The 21,076-nt window shown below is 59.0% G+C and carries 12 protein-coding genes; 7 read left to right on the top strand and 5 right to left on the bottom strand.

The annotated features are described in order from the left end of the window. From AD930_RS03890 to AD930_RS03875, 4 genes are all read right to left on the bottom strand, one after another. Positions 1–2,457 (bottom strand): TonB-dependent receptor, encoded by a 2,457-nt coding sequence (locus tag AD930_RS03890; protein ID WP_061505207.1) that lies wholly within the window; start codon positions 2,455–2,457, stop codon positions 1–3. A gap of 278 nt (positions 2,458–2,735) precedes the next feature. Then, the gene (locus AD930_RS03885) at positions 2,736–3,680 is read right to left on the bottom strand and encodes a 2-hydroxyacid dehydrogenase (protein ID WP_061505206.1); all 945 of its coding nucleotides are present in this window, start codon (positions 3,678–3,680) and stop codon (positions 2,736–2,738) included. 2 nt (positions 3,681–3,682) lie between these two features. Further along, a complete protein-coding gene (locus AD930_RS03880) occupies positions 3,683–4,975 on the bottom strand; it encodes an MFS transporter (protein ID WP_061505205.1) in 1,293 nt (430 codons plus the stop codon). Continuing rightward, complete coding sequence (locus AD930_RS03875; protein WP_244150484.1) at positions 4,976–7,402, bottom strand: TonB-dependent receptor; 2,427 nt, start codon at positions 7,400–7,402, stop codon at positions 4,976–4,978. Between the two features lie 670 nt (positions 7,403–8,072). Here AD930_RS03875 and AD930_RS03870 point away from each other — a divergent pair. Together AD930_RS03870 and AD930_RS03865 are read left to right on the top strand one after the other, a co-directional pair. Beyond that, entirely contained in the window at positions 8,073–9,368 is a 1,296-nt protein-coding gene (locus AD930_RS03870) for an NAD(P)/FAD-dependent oxidoreductase (protein WP_061505203.1), read from the top strand. Between the two features lie 80 nt (positions 9,369–9,448). Beyond that, positions 9,449–10,159: a GntR family transcriptional regulator gene (locus AD930_RS03865; protein WP_061505202.1), complete on the top strand. Its 711-nt coding sequence runs from the start codon at positions 9,449–9,451 to the stop codon at positions 10,157–10,159. 74 nt (positions 10,160–10,233) lie between these two features. Here AD930_RS03865 and AD930_RS03860 read toward each other — a convergent pair whose 3' ends face one another. Continuing rightward, complete coding sequence (locus AD930_RS03860) at positions 10,234–12,681, bottom strand: membrane-bound PQQ-dependent dehydrogenase, glucose/quinate/shikimate family (RefSeq protein ID WP_043551784.1); 2,448 nt, start codon at positions 12,679–12,681, stop codon at positions 10,234–10,236. 292 nt (positions 12,682–12,973) lie between these two features. On the opposite strand from AD930_RS03860, the gene AD930_RS03855 reads away from it, so the two are divergent. From AD930_RS03855 to AD930_RS03830, 5 genes are all read left to right on the top strand, one after another. Beyond that, positions 12,974–13,912: a transporter gene (locus AD930_RS03855; RefSeq protein WP_082781680.1), complete on the top strand. Its 939-nt coding sequence runs from the start codon at positions 12,974–12,976 to the stop codon at positions 13,910–13,912. A 656-nt stretch (positions 13,913–14,568) separates the two neighbouring features. Next, a complete protein-coding gene (locus tag AD930_RS03845; RefSeq protein ID WP_061505200.1) occupies positions 14,569–16,671 on the top strand; it encodes a M13 family metallopeptidase in 2,103 nt (700 codons plus the stop codon). A gap of 234 nt (positions 16,672–16,905) precedes the next feature. Next, complete coding sequence (locus AD930_RS03840; RefSeq protein WP_244150483.1) at positions 16,906–17,787, top strand: gluconate 2-dehydrogenase subunit 3 family protein; 882 nt, start codon at positions 16,906–16,908, stop codon at positions 17,785–17,787. Next, positions 17,780–19,561 (top strand): GMC family oxidoreductase, encoded by a 1,782-nt coding sequence (locus tag AD930_RS03835; RefSeq protein ID WP_061505199.1) that lies wholly within the window; start codon positions 17,780–17,782, stop codon positions 19,559–19,561. Before AD930_RS03840 ends, AD930_RS03835 begins: the two co-directional genes overlap by 8 nt. Next, on the top strand, positions 19,558–21,076 hold a 1,519-nt coding region (locus AD930_RS03830; protein WP_244150482.1), incomplete at its 3' end, for a c-type cytochrome. The genes AD930_RS03835 and AD930_RS03830, both read left to right, overlap by 4 nt.

Raw genomic sequence — 21,076 nt, 5'->3', positions numbered from 1 at the left:
TTAGTACGCGCAGGAAATCCGTCCCCCAATAAAGCGGGGTTCGCCGGGGATGTAGAAGTAGGTTGTCGTCGCCTGCCCGCCACTTTCCGCAAAGCGGCGGTTAAGGATATTGCGGGCATAAACCGTGGCTTCCCACCGCCCGGAAGCGGAGCGGAAGGACACATGCGCCCCCAGCAGGAAATACGGCGGCAGGCGGTAAAACCCGGTACCGCCCGGTGTAATGGCCTGACTGCCGCGATACTGCCAGTCCGGCCCGAATTCCAGCGTATAGGCTCGCGCCAGCGGCTGCCGCCACTCTGCCGAGCCATTTAGCGTCAGCTTGGGCTGGCCGTTATCCACGCCTCCAAAATTATCGTTAATGGCTTTCCACACGCCATGCTGTGCGTAATAGGCGTTTGTTTTCGCGCGGTTTACGGTCGGGAAATCCTGAAAATTCCCGCGCTGCCAGCCAAGATTTTGCGTCAGATGCAAATGGCTGAACGGATGCGCCTCAATAGTGCCTTCAAACCCCCAGCTTTCGGATTTGGGGGCGTTGGTAATTTCGCTCAGCGGCCCGTAATTGGGGATCAGCACAGTGCCAAGAATCTGCTGATTGTGAAAATCGTTGTAAAACGCAGCACCATTAATACGCAGCTTATCCGGAATGGGGTCGGACTTAAAACCAGCCTCATACGTTAGCACGGTTTCCGGTTTGAACGGATCAAGCTGCGCCTGAATCTGGGTATTGTTGGCGGTAAAGCCTCCGGGTTTGAAGCCCTTGCTCATTTTATAATAGACGAGCGCATGCTGGAGCATCTGCCAGGACACGCCAACCTGCCCGGCAAACTGGTCAGACGTGGTGCTCTCACCATGAAAGTTTCTAGTCACACCCCCAAAAATCTGGGATTGCAGACCGGTGATAGAGCGTTCATCCCGCTCATGCAGCAGGCCACCCCAGATCATCACGCCATGCGGCAGCCGATAGCTCACATGGCCGAATTCCGAGAGACTTTCCTGATTCAGGCCAAACGTAGTGGACATCATATACCCGCGGGCTGGCGTGTAGTCCGTATAGTCAAAGAAGAACCGCTGGTTCATCCGCGTGCGCTGATAATGCGCACCCACCACCCATTGCAGCTTGTCCTGCGTGTTGGAGGAATGCAGCCGGAGTTCCTGCGTGAACGTATTGGCGTCAATGGTGCGGTACGTATCCGCCTGTGAGAGCGCGGTGCCGTCCTGATCGGTATACTCACCCTGCCGCTCAGTCTCGAACGCGCTGATGGCACTGACGGTCAGCGGCCCGAAATCATGGTCGATATGCAGGTCCGCGCCCCAGAACTGGTTATGTTCACTCGGCTTGATCCCTGCCTTACGGCCAATCAGCTGTGCAAATTCCGGGCGTGACGACCATTCCGCCTGCTGCCAGGACGCCATATCCGGCAAGGGCTGCTTGCCGATCAGCCGATGTACCGGCACGGCGGACACCACCTCACTATTATCCTGCGTAAAATGGCCGCCCAACAAAATGGTGGTGTGCGCATCCGGCTTCCAGCGCAGCTTGCCACGCAAGGCCCAGAGGTCCGCATCACCCAGATGGTCGCCATTCAGCGGGTTGGTCTGCCAGCCGCCGCCATGCTGGGTCTGCCCGGCCAGACGGAAGCTCAGCCCACGCGCCAGCGGGCCGGAAATATAGGCCTCGCTGCGGCTGCGGGCGTAGGAGGCAATGTCCTCCGTCGCACCAAAATGCCATGCGTCCGTTGGGTCATTGGTGTGCAGATGCACTTCCCCGCCCGTGTCGGACTGGCCGTGTTCCGTGCCTACCGGGCCCGGGGTCACACTCGCCCCGGCGAGGTCAAACATCATGCCGTTCATCATGGAGGAGTATGGGAAAGCGACGTCATCCACGTAGGTCAGCACTGGGGCCATGTTGTTCTGCGTGAAGTCATTAAACCCCACCCCGCGCAGATAGAAATTGGTGGAGGCCGTGCCGTTAATGCTCTGAATGGTCAGGTTGGGGGCCACCCGTTCCAGCCCGCGCAGCGTGACCACGCCCCGTTCCGTCAGCCGCTCCGCCGTAATGCGGGTCGTGGCGTCCGGGATATGCTGGGCTTCCTGATACGCAAAATCATGCCGCCGCGCGCTGACATCCACCGCCGTTGCCTGCCGCGCCATCACCGGGCCGGGCTTGACCGGGCTAGTGTGCCGAACCGGTCCTGCACGATGGGCCCCACCATGAGACGCAGCGTTTCCGCCCTGCCCTGCTTTGCCCAGTCTGGCCGTGTTTGCCCTGCCCGCATTGTCCGCCGCAGTGCCTACAGGCACAGATGCTCCATGCGCAGTCGTTCCCGTAGTGCGCACCGCCACGTTGCCGGGCACAGTCGGCGCACCCCCAGCGCCCACCCCGGCCTCAGCCTGCGCCGCAGCGCACCAGACAGGCATCATCCCCACCATGGTCAGCGCCGTGCTGAGCCTGCTCATCCGTCTGGTTACGCCCGCTTTACGGCGGGAGACAGCTTTTTGACCATGGTAGAAAATAAGACCACTCCTTCATGATCCTGAACCAGCACAAAGAGGCGGAGACAGCCCTCCGCCCCCTCAGGCCAGTCAGAGAATGCAACGCGGATGGCCAACCTCAGCCACCCCGGAAAACAGCCTTCCTATGAAGGCAGCTCCACCGCTCTTGCAAGCATGGAATGGCTTTGGCGTACTCTTTTCGCGCAACAGTCACATAAAGGCGTCACATCAGAGTGGAAGCCTCAATAGCCTTTTGCAGGGTCATACCGCAGAGGCACATCCTTCCCCTGCTCCAGCGCTTCAATAACGGACGCCACATACGCCGCCCGTGCCGGACGCGAGGCATCCGCCGCGGCGTGCGGGGTGATGATTACGCGCGGATGCGCCCAGAGCGGCGAGGACGCCGGCAGCGGTTCCTTATCAAACACATCCAGCACGGCGGTATGCAGCGTGCCGTCGTTCAGAGCCCGCAGCAGATCAGCCTCCACCACCAGCGGGCCGCGCCCCACATTAATCAGCCCGGCGGGTTTGCGGAGCTGGGCCAGCAGATCATACGTCACCATGCCGGTGGTCTCGGGTGTTTCCGGCAGCAGACAGACCAGTGTGTCACACGCATGCAGAAAGGCGCTTAGCCCTTCGGCACCCGCGTAACAGGTCACACCCTCCAGCGTTTTGGCATGTCGTGCCCAGCCAGACACCTGAAAGCCCGCACGCGCCAGCCGCATAGCCACCGGGGCACCGAGGCTGCCAAGGCCCATTACCCCTATTGTCATCTCGGCAGAGGTTCGAGCGGGAGCGTCCTGCCGGGTCCAGACCTTTTCCTGCTGGCCTACTCGCCAGGAGGCCGCGTCCCGCAAAATGGAAAAAGCCGCCCACAGCACGTAATCTTCCATCTGCATAACAGGCTCTTCGCCCCCCATGCGGATCAGCGGTACGTTTTTAGGCCATGTCGGGTCACAGGTAATATGGTCCACGCCCACGGCGGCACTTAAAATGGCTTTCAGATTGACCATTTTTTCCAGCCGGCCCGGATCGGGCTTCCACACCAAGGCATAATCCACATGGGCGGGGTCTACCGTCGGGTCATTCCAGTCGCGCACCTCAAGCTCCGGCATGAGCCGAGCGAACAGAGCTTTCCATTCCGGCAGCGCTGCGGAACCTCCCTGTTTGATGACCAGACACACCATGATTATCGCTCTCCACTCTTTAACGATTGCCCACGGCCTGCATACTGCCTCGTAAAAGCCAGACAAACCAGACTCAGCACCACTGTGCCCAGAAGATAAAGGCCCGGAATTGCCTTATCCTGAAAGTAAGTGACCAGAACAGAAAGAATCATGGGGGTAAACCCACCAAAAACCAGCTGCCCCAATGCGTAGCTTAAGGCTATGGCCGTTGTCCTGTTGCGCGGCAGAAAGATTTCGGCAAACAGCGCGGGGACGGACGCATAATACCCGCAATAGACTGTCGTCACCAGAAACGCCTGCACCAGCACAAGATGCAGTCCGGATGGAAAGGTGACCAGAAAATGGAACAACGGCCACGCCATCAGGCCGCCCGCAGCCGCCATAACAGCCATCATGCCCCGACGCCCCACTTTATCCCCCAGCAAGGCAAACAGCGGCGGAAGAATAATGGTCAAAACGCCTGAAACCATTGTTCCCATAAAAGAAACAGAATCCCCCAGATGCAGCTGGGTTTTTGCCAGCGTGGGCATGTAGATATTCAGATAACTCCCCGTGGCCCCCGCACTCACCAGTCCCATTCCCAGCAACAGGCGCAAAGGCTCATGCCGGACAACCTCTCGCACGGGCTGATGATTGTCCTGCCGCCTGAACTCCGGAGATTCATCACTCATCAACCGCAGCCAGGCCGTAAGCGGCCCCAGCACCATGCCCAGCGCAAACGGCAGGCGCCACGCCCATGCCAGAATTTGTGCCTCGCTAAACGCCTGATGCACCAGCCACGCTACAGCAGACGCCAGCGTGACAGCCACTCCACCGGCCGACCACTGCAAGCTGGAATACACCCCACGATATTTTGGGCTGCGCTCCGCCAGCATGGTGGCGGCGCCCCCAAACTCCCCGCCTGCCGCAAACCCTTGTAACAAGCGGGAAAACACCACAATCAACGGCGCAGCCAGCCCGATGGAGGCATAGCTCGGCACCACAGCCAGAAGACCAGTCCCGACTGTCATCAGCAAAGACGAGAGCACCAGCCCCTGCCTGCGCCCCTTGCGGTCTGCATAGGAACCAAGCCACGCCGCCCCGATGGGCCGTGCGACAAACGCCACCCCAAAGCTGCCAAGGCTCAGCAGAAGGGAAAACCCGGCCGTTGTGGCCGGGAAAAACAGGTGAGACAGGACTACGGCAAACAGACCGTAAAGAATAAGGTCATACCACTCCAGCACACCCCCCAGCGTTGTGGCCAGCACAGAGAGCCAGAGACGGGCATTGGTGGGGGCGTGCGGCGTGTGTGTCATTCAGAACCCCGACGTAAAGCTGACAAGACCGGTAAAGTTACCGCCAGTGATGTAGGTGGGCGCTCCTCCCTTGATAACAGTATGTCCGTCCGTGCCCAGCGTATTATGGGCATTGGTTGTCAGCCCCCATGCGCCGGACAGATAGTGGTTGTTCCCCAGATTGGTCAGGTTCAGCTGCAACTGCGGGCGTTTGAGGAAGAACACATCGTTAAACCGGTAGCCAATGCCGAGATTGGCGGTCACGTAAGAGGGAATTTTCTCATCGTTCATGAAGGTGGAATATTCAGAGCCGACATAATTAAAGGCAAAGTTTCCGAACACATGCCCATCATCATAAGACAGACCGATGGCACCGCTGAACTTCGGACTCAGCACAGCAACTTTCCCGGCCGTTGGCAGGTAGGTCCCATTAGACGCAAGATTATTATCCGTCGTGGCGTGCAGATACTGCCCGGAAAAATACGGTGTGAAGTGATGCCAGCGCGGCAGGCTGATTTCCCCACTGATCCCGCGTGTGGTCTGCCCGCCCCCGTTGAGGGACGTGGTGATGGTTGTCCCTTCCACCAGAGAGCTGCTGGTAATCTGCCTGTTGGTAAAATTGTAGTTAAAGAAAGAGAGAGACAGGTTGAAATACTTGCCGTAATGCCGATACCCCAGCTCTTCCGCAATGGAGTATTCCGGCTTGATCCCACCTGTGACATGCCGTGACGTCATCTGACCGGTCGAGGAACTGAACATGTCCACAGATGGCGTAATGGCGGCGGCCTCACGGAAGGCCGTGGTGCCGTTGATATACACCTGATCCCGCGGCGTAATCTGGTAGCTGATCGCCACACGCGGCAGAGGCTGCGCATCGCTGAAGCCGGTTGCGTAAGTCGCACCGGGCATCAGGTTGGTTGCCGTGCGGGTAATCATGGCCTCCTTGAAACCTACTGAAATTTTCAGGCGATCATGCAACAGGGAATAGGTGTCCATCAGGCTCAGCGTGTTGGTCTGCTGAATAACATGTGCATCCCACTGTTTCAGCGCTGCGCCGGAGGCTGTCAGAACAGGGTCCTGCCCCCACCGGCTGGCGTTCCCTGCTGCATCGGGCAGAGAATATGTCGGGTCTTCCGCATAATTGATGTAGGAATACCAGTAGCCAAACTGAAGGTCATTATGGCCTTTTTTCCAGTCCAGAACACTGTTGATCCCAAAAGTGGATTCATGGAACGTATCATTGGACTGCGCCACCTGAGAGGACGCCGAGCCATCAGGAAACTGTAGCGGGGTGGCAGAGTCTGCCCCCAGAAACGCCTTGTTCTGGTTGAGCGTGCTGCCGCCCTGCACCGTGCCATCCACATCAAAAATATACGGCGTGACTGAAAGGTTCAGCCCTTCCGCCAGCTTGAACTTCATCTGCACGCTGGCGCGCGCATGTTTCCATTCATACTGATGGAATTTGTAATAGTTCGTATTACTGCCGGTAAAATTCTTACTGTAATTATAGTTTATGCCATAGGCGTTCCATTGCGCCATGGTGGGGTAGGTATACAGGTTTTCCTGCACGTCATTATAGGACATGAAGGCGGAAATGCTGTTGCCATCTCCCCACTTCTTGTTCGCCTTAAAGTCCACATGCCAGCGGTGCAGCCCGCCCGGCCCACGCCAGTTGGACGCCTGCGTATCAGAAAAGGACGCAAAACTGTGAATACCGGTGTGGCCCCACTCCCCGCTATCCAGCCGGAGGAACTCACGCCGCATATTGTTGCCGCCATAAGTGAGGTCGAGCAAACCGCCAAATTTATGGGACGGGTCCCGCAGCTTCTCGCTAATCAACCCACCCACGGCGCTGAATGTCGGGGCCATCAGATCCGGCGCGCCGGGTGTTACCGTCACAGATCCGATATTTTCCGTATCCGCCCAGCCGGAGGAGGTCGGGGAGTAATACAGAACGTCCGACGGGTTCATCCCTTCCAGCTCATAGCCCAGTTCGTTCTGGTTCATCCCGCGAATGGAGACACTCATACGGTCTGTCGCCCCCGTCGGGTCAGCCGAGGCCACTACAACGCCCGGCACATTCCGCAACAACGTCAGCGCATTGGTTGCAGGGGCCTGTGCGGCAATATAATCGCGGGTAACACCACTTTTTGCAAAAGGATCTGTCTGCTTCGGCATCATGCCGCCACCAGCGGAACGACCTGAAACACCATTCGGCGTCAGGCCGGAACTGACCGTAATTTCTTCAGCTTTTCCCGCCATCAGCGGCCCGGCTTTCCGTGCGGGACGGGCGGAAGCAGGAGTGGCGGATGCCCGGCCTGTTGCCCGAACGGGTGCCCGCTTCCGCACAGTATCCTTGCCGGTTTCCGCCAATGCGGAGGCCGTATTGCCAGCCGCCAGAACCGCAACACAAAAAAGACTTACAGAATTTGCTGAAAGACGGCGCACATTACGTCTCCTGTCACAGGCCAAGGCGTTGTTTGTCTGGTCTGAGAGTGTGCCACGGTCCGCCCCCGCAGGATCTTCGGTATACGGGGAACCGGCACCATCACACTGGCAATTCTTCATCCCAAATTTCGGTATACCGAGATTAGTCTCACCCAACACATGCCTGTCAATCATGTTTTGAAAACGGAACTATTAATTTCCGGCAACCCAACACATCAAATCTACACATCCCCTTATGAGAAAAGGATTTTATTCTTCATTGTCTGAATAATATAATATTTTCCCTACAGGATTTTCAGATTTCCAAAAAAGGTCTCAGTCCTGCAGATTCTCCCTATTCCTTTGCGGAAAAAGAGCCAACCTGATTCTCTCTCCCACTTCTTCAGCCTGGCCACCCGCTTCGGAAAATCTTTTCTTTTCCGGTATGTTGCAGACTAAAATAGTCTCAGTTATTGACACATAATTTATAATTTTATTGTTTTTATATCAGTAGATTTTTAGAATTTTATATCCGTTTAAAAATCACCGACCGGTCTACGCATCTGCCCGGAATCACGCAATTCAGCATACAAAAACTTCTTCCCAAGACTCACGTCAGCGTTTATCGCTATTTTCAGTATGCCGAAAAAGTTCCTCTCTTAAACGCTTTGCAACGGAGATTCTGGTCATCATGACAAAGCCGTCGTCTGCACCGCTCCATTATGATGTTATTCTGGCTGGTGGTGGCATTATTGGCCTGTGCACTGCGCTGTTTCTGCACGAAAAAGGCCTCTCTGTTGCCGTTTTGGACAAAGGTCGCCCCGGTTATGAGCAGTCCAGCCGCAACTGGGGCTGGGTGCGCACCATCAGCCAAGCCATGGAGGAACTGCCTTTGGCTGTTGCCAGCCGTCCGCTCTGGCAACAATGGGCAAAAGAAGGCGACTTTGGCTATACGCGCTGCGGCCTGCTCTCCCTCGCGCAGGATAAGGAAGAGTGGGACACGCTGGAACGCTGGCTGGCCGCCGCACGCACGCATGGGTTTGATGCGCGTGAACTGGGGCAGCCTGAAATACACACCCTGCTCCCCCAAAGCCGCGGGCAATGGGCTGGCGCACTTTACAGCCCGGGCGATGGTCGGGCCGAGCCTGATCTCGCCATGCGCTTTCTGGCCCGCAAGGCCGAAGCCGCAGGCGTGACTATCCTGCCGGATACTGCAGTCAAAAGCATTGATATTCAGGGCGGCCGCGCCTGTGGGTTTGAAACAGAAACCGGACGCATCAGCGCCTCCGCCGTTGTGGTTGCGGCTGGCATCTGGTCCCGCTGGTTGTGCAAAACGGTTGATATTGTCCTGCCGCAGCTCAAAGTGATTGCCTCCGTTCTGCGCACGGAGCCTGTAGAGGGTGGGCCGGACCCGATTATTGCATCCTCCCGCTTTTCCGTGCGGAAACGGATGGACGGCGGCTATACGGTTGCCCAGCGCAATTCATCCATCACCTACGTCACGCCAGATTCCTTCCGCTTTATGCGGGAGTTCATGCCCAATTTCCTAAAGCAGAAAAAACTGTTGAGCGTACGTGTCGGCTCTTCCTTTGTGAAAGAACTCAAACAGGAACGACAGTTCGGGAAAGACCGCCTCAACCCGTTTGAGCAGTACCGCGCGTGTGACCCGGCCCCGGACCGCAAAACACTCGCCCGCACCATGCAACGCCTGCGTGAAGATATGCCGGTCTTTGAAAAAACCCGCGTTGCCGCCATGTGGGCGGGCGTTATTGATGTGGTGCCCGACGCTCTGCCCATTCTCTCCCCTGTCGCCCGATATCCCGGCCTGTTTGTCGCGACTGGCTTTTCCGCGCATGGGTTTGGCGTAGGGCCAGCCGCTGGCAAACTCATGGCCAACCTAATTGCCGGGGAGCAGGATACACTCGGGCGTGAACACTTCACGCTGGCGCGTTTTGGCTGCAACGGGGAGTCCTCTGCGGGCCGGTGATGTGTGTCATTTCATCACAGCATGACTTTCAGATAAGAAGCCCTCATACTCGCACTCCCGGAACCGGCTATGATGGACCAATGACTGACAGTCGCCCCTCCCTGACAGGTGAAGAGCTGTATACCGCCCTCCGCCGCGATATGATTGACAGCCGCGTGCAGGGCGGCACCGTCCTGCAGGAGGAGGAAATTGGCCGCCGCTACGGCGTGAGCCGCACGCCTGTACGGGAAGCCCTGCAACGGCTGCATCAGGATAAGCTGATTGGCCGGAAGGGGCGGTTTTATGTTGTCGCCTCCCCGTCTCATGACAGCATCCGGCAGATTTACGAATTTCGTGAAGCGATTGAAACCGCCTCCGTCGCGCTGTGCTGCGAACGCGCGGATGAAGCCCTGATTGAAACCATTCAGGCCTGCCTGAATGACCAGGCTGAAGCCGGACACGCCAAACAGTTTTATGAGTTTGAACGGCTGGACACCCAGTTCCATGTCCTGATTGCACAGGGCGCGCAAAACGAACTCCTCCGCCGTCAGCTTGAAATCAGTTACGACCAGATCTGGTTTTCCCGCGTGGGTAATCTGGTGTCCCTGCCGGACTATTCGGTGGAAGAAACCCTCGCAGGCCACCAGCGCATTCTGGATGCTATTCGCCGCAGAGATGCAGGTGTCGCGCGGGCAGAAATGTATACCCATCTGCGCAGCGCCATTTTGCTAAGTGCCCGGTCCCGCCCGCAAGGGCGCACCTCTGCCGCACCGCGCACACCCCGCAAAAAAAAGCCGGCCCCAACCTCGTAAAAGGTCGGAACCGACTTTTCGAACCCTCGAGGAAAACTGGCAGCGCCTTTCAGGACACTGCCAGTCCCGACACGTTATTTTGCAGCGGCATCATCCAGCGCGTAAGCGCGGATGTAGTCGCCAGAGCGGGTGCCGAGGCCACCATGTCCACCGGCGGCAATCAGCACATACTGTTTGCCATTAACGGAATAGGACATCGGCGTAGCCTGACCACCAGCGGGCAGACGGTCACGCCAGATCACCTTACCCGTGGCAAGGTCAATCCCGCGCAGATAGTCATCTGCCGTGGCACCGATAAAGACCATGCCGCCCTTGGTCACAACGCTCCCGCCAATATTATACATGCCCGTGGGCAGCGGCAGGTTGTTGTGGGTGCGGAAAGGCCCGGTGTCACGCGTGGTGCCAATCGGGTGCTGCCAGATGATCTTCTTCGTCACCAGGTCAATCGCCGTCATGGTGCCCCAGACAGGCCCCTTACAGGGGATCTGCAGCGGGTTCAGCCACGGGTTGGTGTAGGCCACATACGGGGTGCCATAATTCGGCGAGATCGCCAGAGCGTTCCCCTTAGGTGTGGGTTCATTGCCTTCACCGTTCCATTTGGGCAGAGCGCCGCTCTGTTCCAGTCCGGTGCGGTGGTCCAGCTTAATGCGGAACGGCAGGTAGCTGGCGTTGGCGAGCAGAACCTTACGAACCGGGTCAACCGTTGCACCCTGCCAGTCCACTACGCCGTAAAAGGCCGGGTAGACAATGGTGGTTTTGCCAACGTGCGGGGGCGTAAACTGCCCTTCATACGCGGAAGATTTGTACTGGATACGGCAGATGAGCTGATCCAGCAGCGTTGCCCCCCACATGTCCGTTTCTTTCAGATCCGGCGGGGTGAGAGAGGGCATGGCAACCGGGTACGGCTGGGTGGGAGACACATGGTCATCCGGCGCAATCCCAGCAGTGGGAACCGGCTTTTCTTCAACCGGGTAGCCCGGAACAGGCTGGCCGGTGCGGCGGTCGAGCACGAAGAACTCGCCACGCTTGGTGCTCTGCACCAGTGCGGGAATCTTCTCACCATTCGGGCCGGGCAGATCAACCAGAGACGGACCAGCCGGGATGTCCATGTCCCACAGATCGTGATGCACGGTCTGGAAGGTCCATTTGCGTTCGCCGGTTTCAATATCCAGAGCAATGGTGGCGCTGGAGGTTGCCTCGTCAAACGGACGGCGTGAGCCACCCCAGTTATCCGGCGGGGAGTTACCCGTAGGAATATAGAGCAGGCCGAGTTCCGGATCTGCCGTATACACGCCCCATGCGTTGGGGGTGTTGCGCGTCAGTTCGTCATTCGGACCGGGCTTCCAGTTTTCCGGCGTGTGGCCGGCATCCCAGGCCCATGCCAGTTCACCCGTCATCGGGTCAAACGCACGGACAGCGCCAGAGGGTTCAAAGTTGGCCTGGTTATCCATCACCCAGCCACCCAGCACCACGCGGTCTTTGACCACCAGCGGCGGAGAGGTGACGAAGTGGAAGCCAAGCGGCACATTGCCCAGGTAGGTGCGCAGGGAAATGGACCCGTGATCGCCAAAGTCATCACACGGCTTGCCGGTTTCCGCATTCACAGCCACCAGACGCACGTCTGCCGTGGGGGAGAAAATCCGCTTCGGGCAGGAAGTCTGAGCGCCTTCCGGAGCCTGATAATAGGACACACCACGGCAGGCCAGATACACGTTTGCCGCCACATCCTTTTTGTCAGGGCGGGGGTCATACGTCCATTTGATCTTACCGGTTGCGGCGTCCATAGCCACAATCCAGCTGTGGGGCGTACACATATAGAGTGTGTCGTCCACCTTGATGGGCGTCACCTCAAGGTTGAACTCATGCCCCTGATCCGGGCCAGCCACTTCGGCTTCGCCCGCGCGGGCGGTGTCACCCGTCTGCGTCTGCCAGGCCAGCTTGAGGTGAGAGACGTTCTGCGGGGTGATCTGCCCCAGCGGAGAATACCGGTCCCCATGCGCCGTGCGACCGTAATAATGCCAGTCTGCATTGGCAATGTTGTTATCCGTCTCGGCAGTCGGGTCACTCGCAGCCATACGCTCGGGGGACAGGGTGCCGTTGATGGAATAGGACGTAAAGCAGCTTGCCAGCAGCACAACGCCGGTTACGGCAACGCTGCCCAGAAGCGCTGCTTTATCCGCCATCCAGCCGCGGCCTGTTGCCCATACAGCCGGAACCAGCAGCCACACGCCAAACACCAGAAAGGTGATAAGACGGACTTCAAGCCCCCAGATGTTCAGGCCCGTTTCGGCCAGCGCCCAGATGAGGGTCACCAGCATAAGGGCGGCATAAACAAGCGGTGCCGCCTTTGGCCGTACAACACCAAGAACGCCCGTTACAATCAGGACAAGACCGGCAAACAGGTAGAACAGCGAACCGCCAAGAAAGGCGAGCTGCCCGCCCGCGATGGCGAGGTAAAGCCCCACCAGCGCCAGCGCTACACCGGTTATAAGCCCTAATGACCTCGTTAAGGTCGGCTTCATTTTAACCTCACAGTTTTTATGAATTAACGTCAGACTTTTACCAAAATGGTAAGATATACTGGTCTTTTTGCCTCTCTCTGCGTCTCCCTATCCCTTGCTACTGACCATATCATTCAAGCGATATTTAAATAACATTTATGTGATTTATAAAATCATCACCTGTTTGTGACGTACCGTCTCTTCAAAAAAACTTCATTAGTGGCGTTGTTAGTCCGCCACGCTGGCCAGAGGCACAGGCCGCGCTGTGTAAGACCTGTTTGAAACCGTTACCAGCTAAAAAGTGCCTGCCTGTATGATTTGTTCCATTTTATCCTCTTTTTTCAACCCCAAACCCCTGTGCAAATCCCTGTCTCCTACGGATATTTTCCGTATTTTCCCCGCAGTTTTCCTGACAATTCTGGGGGGCATTACGGGGGTTTCCACAGCACAGGCGGCGGACATCCCTCTGGCCATTATCGGCCCGCATGAATATGACCTGCCGGTCGATTTCAAGCCGTTTAACGTTCTGGTGCAGTATGGGGATGGCAATGCCGCCGGCTCCACCTATAACAGTCAGGGCGCGCGCAAGCCGCAGGGCGGCAGCCACACCTGGGCAGGCATGACAAAATACGTGCATTTCAGGAGTTTTGACGCTCTACCCCATGTCGGCTTTGCGTTTGAAGTCATCCAGACCGAATCCTACACGCTGGCCAACGGCACCAATTATGGCGGCCTGGGCGGCACCATCAGCGGCCCGGCGGTGTGGTTCAAGCCCAATAAACACAGCACCTTCGGTATTCAGACTTTTTTACAAACCCCCAGCGGCACGCGAGACGCATTGGCCACGCACTACTGGTCCAACCTCTCCAGCTTCATTTTTGACTATGAATGGAAGCATTTCAGCTTTGATGGGGATCTGGGCGCCATCGTCAACATGACAAAACACGTTGACGGACAACATAGTTACACACCCGGCACAACTTTCCACAGCAACCTGCGCTTTAGCTGGAAAGCCCACCGCGTGGTTGAACCCTTCCTGGCCTTTGACTGGCAGAATACTGCGGGCACGCGTGACCGCACCGTGCAGAACTGGATTGATAATTCCAGCAGCCGGGAGGTCGCCATGGGGGTTGGGGCCATGTTCACCCTGACCAAAAATATCAGCCTGACAACGCGTTATTCCCACAGCGTGGAAGGCCGGAACACGCCGGAGACCAACGCGTATTACATGAAATTTGTTTATCTCTGGTGAAAATATAAGAGAATCACGTCAGATTCCCGTAAGCCCCCACAGAGCAAGACACTGTTTTCAAAAAAGAATTCAGGCGCAGTGTTTTTCACTCTCCGCAAAAAGTTCAATAATGTTGAATTTAAAATCCTGAGTGAAACCGTTTATGTTTTATGAAATCGAATCGCCTTAGGGAAAAGAAACCGCGCGCCCTCTAACCTTCCCCCTGCCCCGCAGCCTGTTCTGAAGCCCCGCCCCCCTGCTTTTTCTGCACGACGCGTCTCTCTTCCTCACCAACTGCTGTTGCACTATGTTCTGCGTCGGTGCCACATCCCCCCCTCCCCACGCCACTGAGGCGCTCAGGCTCTGACTGACAGTGCATGCCCTCCCGTGCTCCGACCCGATACTCGCGCACCCTTTCGCCTGCACACCCCACGCGAAACAGGAGGCCATCCGCTCCTCCCCTCCGACTTCGGCTCCAGCTCCAGCTCCAGCTCCGGGCACAACCACTTAGAAACAGCCCCTCCGGGCCGCCTCAGAACCCGGCACCCCAATTCATGCCGCAGGGTAGGCATTTCCGGCATGGCATGCTTTTATCCCCACACCGGAACAGTCTGTTCCACAAAACGACGGGGGAGGCGCTCCGGCTCCCGCCCCCGACCAGAATATAGGAAGACTTCATGACAGTGCGCCGTCATGCCAAATTGTCACGTCGTGTGGCCCTGCTTCTGTCTGCCGGCCTCGGCCTGAGCAGCGTTGCAGGCGTTGCCCGTGCAGACACCCCCCCGCAGGCCGCAGCCCCCACGGCTGTGCCTCAGGCCTCCTTTGGCACATGGGGTGTGGATCTTGCCGGGCGTGACACCGCAGAAAAGCCGGGCAACGACTTCTTCAAATACGCCAACGGCACCTATCTGGACCATCTGACCATTCCGTCAGACATGACCAGCTATGGCCCGTTCAACGCGCTGGCTGAACTCTCCCGCTCACGGGTGCAGAGCATCCTGAACGACCTCTCCGCTCACCCGGTCAAGCACCCCAAGAGCATTGAGGAAAAGCTGGGCACCTTCTACGCCTCCTTCATGGATGAAAAATCCATCGAGAAGCAGGGCACCAAGCCCATGAAGGGCGATCTGGACAGCATCCTGAAGATGCGTGACGCCAAAGCGTTCGCAACGCTTTCCGGTTCTGCGTCCACCAACTTCATGACGTCCCCGTTCTCTCTGGGCATCAACCCAGACGCCAAGGACCCGACCCGCTACGCGCTGGACGTGGATCAGGCTGGTCTGGGCCTGCCGGACCGTGACTATTATCTGAAGCCGGAATTCGCCGCCAAGCGCACCGCCTATCAGACGTACATCACGCAGGCGCTCACGCTGATCAAATGGCCGGAACCGGCCAACGCCGCAGCCGCCATTGTGGCGTTTGAAACCAAGCTGGCCGAAGTCCACTGGGCCCGCACCGACCTGCGTGACCCGCAGAAAACCTACAACCCGATGACGGTGGCCGCTCTGACCAAAGCCGCTCCGGGCTTTGACTGGGTTGCCTGGCTGACCGCCGCCGGCCTGCCGGCAGACGGGCTTGAAAACCGCACCGTAATTGTGGGTGAACCCACGGCCATTACGGGTGAAGCCGCCATTCTGGCCACGGCAGATATCGGTCTGCTTCAGGCATGGCAGGCGTTCCATACGGTAGAAAACGCCAGCACCTACCTGCCGGATGCCTTTGTGCAGGCCCGCTTTACGTTCAACAAAGCCCTTTCCGGCCAGCCGGCTCTGCCCGTGCGCTGGAAACGTGGCGTGCAGGCTACCAGTGCCGCCATGGGTATGGCTCTGGGCAAGGTCTATGTAGAGCGCTACTTCCCCGCAGAAAACCGCACCGCCATGCAGAAGCTGACGGGGGACCTGAAAGACGCCTTCCGCATCCGCCTCCAGCACAACACCTGGATGAGCAAGGAAACGCGGGAAGCCGCCCTGCGCAAGCTGGAAAACTTTGAAGTTCAGGTCGGCTACCCCAATGAATGGCGCGACTATTCCAGCCTGAACGTGACCAAAGGTGATGTTTACGGCAACGCCAAAAACGGCATCGCGTTTGAGTGGGATTACTGGCTGGCCCGTCTGGACAAGCCGGTGGACCGGAACGAATGGGACATGACGCCCCAGACGGTGAACGCCTACAACAACCCGCTGTTTGACCAGGTTGTGTTCCCGGCCGCCATCCTGCAGCCGCCGTTCTTCAACCCGCAGGCCGACGCCGCCGTGAACTACGGGGCCATTGGTGGCGTGATTGGTCATGAAATGACCCACTCCTTCGATGATGAAGGCCGTCAGTTTGACGAACATGGCCGCCTGCGTGACTGGTGGACCAAGGCCGATGCCGCCCGCTTCCAGAAGCTGGCTGATCGCCTCGGTGCGCAGTACGATGCGTTTGAAGTGCTGCCGGGCGTGCACGTCAACGGCAAGCTGACCATGGGTGAAAACATTGCTGACCTTGGTGGCCTGACGCTGGCTCTGGATGCGTATCACGCGTCTCTGGGCGGTCAGCCTGCTCCGGTTATTGATGGCCTGACGGGTGACCAGCGCGTGTTCCTCGGCTGGGCGCAGGTCTGGCGCGAGAAGCTGCGTGATGACACGGTCAAAAACCTGATCGTGACCGACCCGCACTCCCCGCCGGAAGCGCGTGTGAACATCCCGATGCACAACATCGATGCCTGGTACAAGGCATGGGATGTCAAACCGGGTCAGGCCCTGTATCTGACACCCAAGCAGCGCGTGAAAATCTGGTAATAAACCAGCTTTTAAACACGAGCAGAAAGGGGGCGGCACCTTACGGGGAGCCGCCCTTTTTTTGGGCTGAGCCGCCCACATCCGCCGCTCCCGGCGCGCCAGACAGCGGGCGCAACCTTGTTTCCGCGCCCCCGGTCCGCTAACCATAGAGAAAGAACGGTCGCGCAACAGAGCTGCTGGAGCGGGGCCGGGGACCGACTGAGGTCATCCCCCGTCCACGGAAAAGAGCCGCCGATGCCTGACATGCCGAACCGCCCTTATCCCGCAGCCCCGCAGACCGAGCAGCCGCCCCACCCGCATGCCGCTGCGGCCAGCCCTGCCCAGACCCCGCCCGCACAGCAGAGTGCCGAGCCCCCGGAACCAGCTGCGACCCTATACCCTCCGACCCGCCGCCATATCGTGCAGGGTCTGGGCACAGGTGCCGCCGCACTGGCATTGGGGGCCGTGGCTGCCCCTTCCGCCGCGCAAGCCGCAGCGGACCACGCGCCCCCCGGCACAGCTCCGTCCAAACATCCAACCGCCACCCAGCCCAACGCCCCACGCTTTTTCAACCCGGCGGAATTTGCCTTGCTGAGTGCGGCCTGTGAGCGGATTTTCCCGGCGGATGCGCAGGGACCGGGGGCCATCGCGCTGGGCGTGCCCCACTTTATTGATGGGCAGATGGACACCCCGTGGGGTCGTGGCGAACTGTGGTACATGCAAGGCCCGCACCGCACAGATGCCCCGGCCAATCTGGGCTATCAGCTCCCCTACAGCCCGCAGCAGATTTACAAGGTTGGTCTGGCTGGCGTGATGGCCTGGGTGCAGCAGACGCATCAGGCCGCGTTTGAAACCCTCGCGCCAGAGGTGCAGGACAGCATTCTGACCGCGCTGGAACAAAACGCCACGCAGTTTGACACCCTACCCGCCGCGACCTTTTTTGAACAACTCCGGTCCGACACGATCGAGGGCGCGTTTGCGGACCCCCTCCATGGTGGCAACCGCCAGATGGCGGGCTGGCTGATGATGGGCTTCCCCGGTGCGCGGGGTGACTACATGGACTGGGTGGACCGGTATGACACCCCCTATCCCTACGGCCCCGTTTCCATTGCCGGGGAGAGTGCTGAGCATGGCTGAAAAAACTCTTCCCCCCGTGGATGTTGTGGTGGTTGGCAGCGGCTGGGCTGGCAGCATCATGGCGAAAGAACTCTGTGAGGCCGGCCTCTCCGTCGTTATGCTGGAACGCGGCAAGCGCCGCTCCACAGCACGGGATGGAGCGTATCCGTCCTCACTGGATGAGCTGGAAGGCGCTGTCCGTTACAAGCTGTTCCAGAACCCCGCGCAAACGACCGTGACAGTCCGCAACCGGTCGGATCAGGAAGCCGTGCCGTATCGTCGGCTGGCGGCGTTCCTGCCGGGTGCTGGTGTGGGTGGTGCGGGCCTGCACTGGACGGGCGTGCATTTCCGCGCACCCCCGCAGGACCTCCGCCTGCGCAGCCATATTATAGAACGTTATGGCCGCAAATTTATTCCCGAGGGCATGAACCTTCAGGATTACGGCGTGACCTATACGGAGCTGGAACCGTTTTTTGATAAAGCGGAAAAAGTCTTCGGCACGTCGGGTGAAGCCTATACGGTCAATGGCAAAGCCACTGGCAAGGGCAACGTCTTTGCACCCGACCGCTCGGATGATTTCCCGCTTCCACCGCTGCGCGATGTTTATACCGCGCACCTGTTCCGCCATGCGGCGACAGAGGCCGGGTATCACCCCTACGCCATGCCTGCCGCCAATGCGTCCCAACCTTATACAAACCCGTATGGCGCGCAGATGGGGCCGTGTAACTTCTGTGGCTATTGCAGCGATTATGCCTGTTACATGTATGCAAAGGCCTCACCCAACGTGAACATCATGCCCGCCCTCCGGCGGCATGAGAACTTCACGCTCCGCAGCAACGCGCATGTGCTGAAGGTGCTGCTGGATTCCACAGGCAAGAAAGCCACAGGCGTTGTCTATCAGGATGCCGAAGGCAACCACATGACCCAGCCTGCTGGGCTGGTCATTCTGGCAGCTTTCCAGTTCCATAACGTCCACCTCATGCTGCTGTCCGGTATTGGCAAAGCGTATGACCCTGCCAGCAATACGGGCACGGTGGGGCGCAACTTTACCTACCAGAACATTACCAACAGCACGGTCTGGATGCCACCCACCCGCAGCACGGACCAGTTTATCGGATCCGCTGGTGGTGTTGCGATAGATGATTTCAACAGCGACAATTTTGACCACGGGCCGCTCGGCTTTATTGGTGGCTCGCCGTTGTGGGTTAATCAGGCGGGGGTGAAACCCATTGCCGGGGCCAAAGCCGCCACACCGGGGGCACCACGCTGGGGCAGTGCGTGGAAAAAGGCGGCGATTGATACGTATCGCCACTCCTTCACCATCAATGCGCAAGGCTCCAACATGGCCTACCGCGATGTGTATCTGGACCTCGACCCCACATGGCGCACCAGCTACGGCCAGCCCATGCTGCGCATGACGTTTGACTGGAAAGACAACGACATCCGCATGAACCGCTACGTCATCAGCCAGCTTGCCAACGTGGTGAAAGCCCTTGGCGCGCAGGATGCCCATTACGGCATGCGGGAGCCGGGCAAACCGTTTGACGTGCGGGACTATCAGACAACCCATCTGTGCGGCGGCGCTGTGATGGGGGATGACCCGAAAACCTCAGCCCTCAACCGGTATTTGCAAAGCTGGGACGTGCCGAACGTGTTTGTCGTGGGTGCTAACGCCTTCCCGCAGGGGATGGGCTACAACCCCACGGGGCTGGTCGCCGCCCTCGCCTACTGGTCCGCCCACCACATCCGCACCCAATGGCTAAAGGGCAATGGCGGCCCACTGGTGGCGCTATGAGCCGTTTTGCAAACCCGCCCATGCATGCTGGCGCACAGTCCGCAGTCCGTTCTAACACTCGGGAAAACTCGGGTAAGAGCAAAAGCTTTTCTGCATCTCTCTTCTCTGGTCTGGCACTCGCCACACTCCTCGCCACTCCAGTTTTCGCTGCGGCAGCACCGTCTACCCCGTCAGGCGCTGACACTGGCTCAGACACCAGCTCAGGCACGTCCACGAGCACGAACACTCAGGATCTGATCGCCAAAGGCCGCTATGTCGCCGCAGCAGCAGACTGCGCAGCGTGTCATACCCTGCCCGGCTCCCCCTCTTTTGCCGGGGGGTATGCGTTCCAGTTGCCTATTGGCACGCTGTATTCCTCCAACATCACGCCGGATAAAACCAACGGCATTGGCAACTGGACGGAAGCGCAGTTTGTCCGCGCCATTCGGGAAGGCGTGCGGCCAGATGGGGCAGCGCTTTACCCGGCCATGCCCTTCCCCTCCTACGCCCGCATGACGGATGAGGATCTGCACGCGCTGTATGCCTACTTCATGCACGGCGTGCAGCCGGTGGCGCAGGCGGTGCGGCCCAATGGCATTCCGTGGCCGCTCTCCATGCGCTTTCCGCTGACGGTGTGGCGGTGGGTGTTTGCGCCCTCGCCTGAATCAGCCCGAAAATCAGCCGAGCGCAGCTTCCCCACTCCGGAACTGGCGCGGGGCGCGTATCTGGTAGAAGGCCCCGGCCATTGCGGCGCGTGCCACACCAAACGCGGCCTCGCCATGCAGGAAACCGCACTGACGGCAGAGGATGGCCCGCAGTATCTGGCAGGCGGTGCGGCAGTGGATGGCTGGACCCCGCCCTCTCTGCGTGGAGAACCCCGCACGGGCCTGGGCGCATGGAGTGTGGCGGACCTGACGGCCTTCCTGCGCACGGGCCGGAACATGCGGGGCAGCGCCTTTGGCAACATGGACACGGCGGTGCATCACGGCACGCAGTATCTGACGGATGATGATCTGACTGCCATGGCCCGCTACCTGAAGGCCCTGCCCGCTGCCAATAAGGCCGAGCAGAACTGGCAGACAGACCCCGCCGCCACACGCGCCCTCCGCGCAGGCGGCAAGCTGACGAACGGCCAGCGCCTCTATCTGGATAACTGTGCTGCCTGCCACCGCAGCACCGGCGCAGGCTACGCCCCGGCCTTCCCCCCGCTGGCGGGCAACCCGGTGGTGATGAATGCCGCGCCGGACTCCCTGATCCATATCGTGCTGACGGGTGCCACCCTGCACGGCACACAGGGAGCGCCCTCCTCCTTCACCATGCCGGGCTTTGGCAACCGGCTGAGTGATGCGCAGGTGGCGGCCGTCGTCACCTTTATCCGCCACGCATGGGGGAATGATGCCTCTGCGGTCAGCACGATGAATGTCGCCCGTCTGCGCAAGCAACTGACGCCCTCCACCATGCAGCGGTTTGGTAATCATCAGACGGCCACCCCGATGCGTGTAGGCCAGACGGCCTTTGGCATTAGGTTCAGCAGGG

The sequence above is a fragment of the Acetobacter malorum genome (assembly GCF_001580615.1).
GTDB classification, from domain to species: Bacteria; Pseudomonadota; Alphaproteobacteria; order Acetobacterales; family Acetobacteraceae; genus Acetobacter; species Acetobacter malorum.
This window is presented reverse-complemented; position numbering and strand designations above follow the sequence as displayed.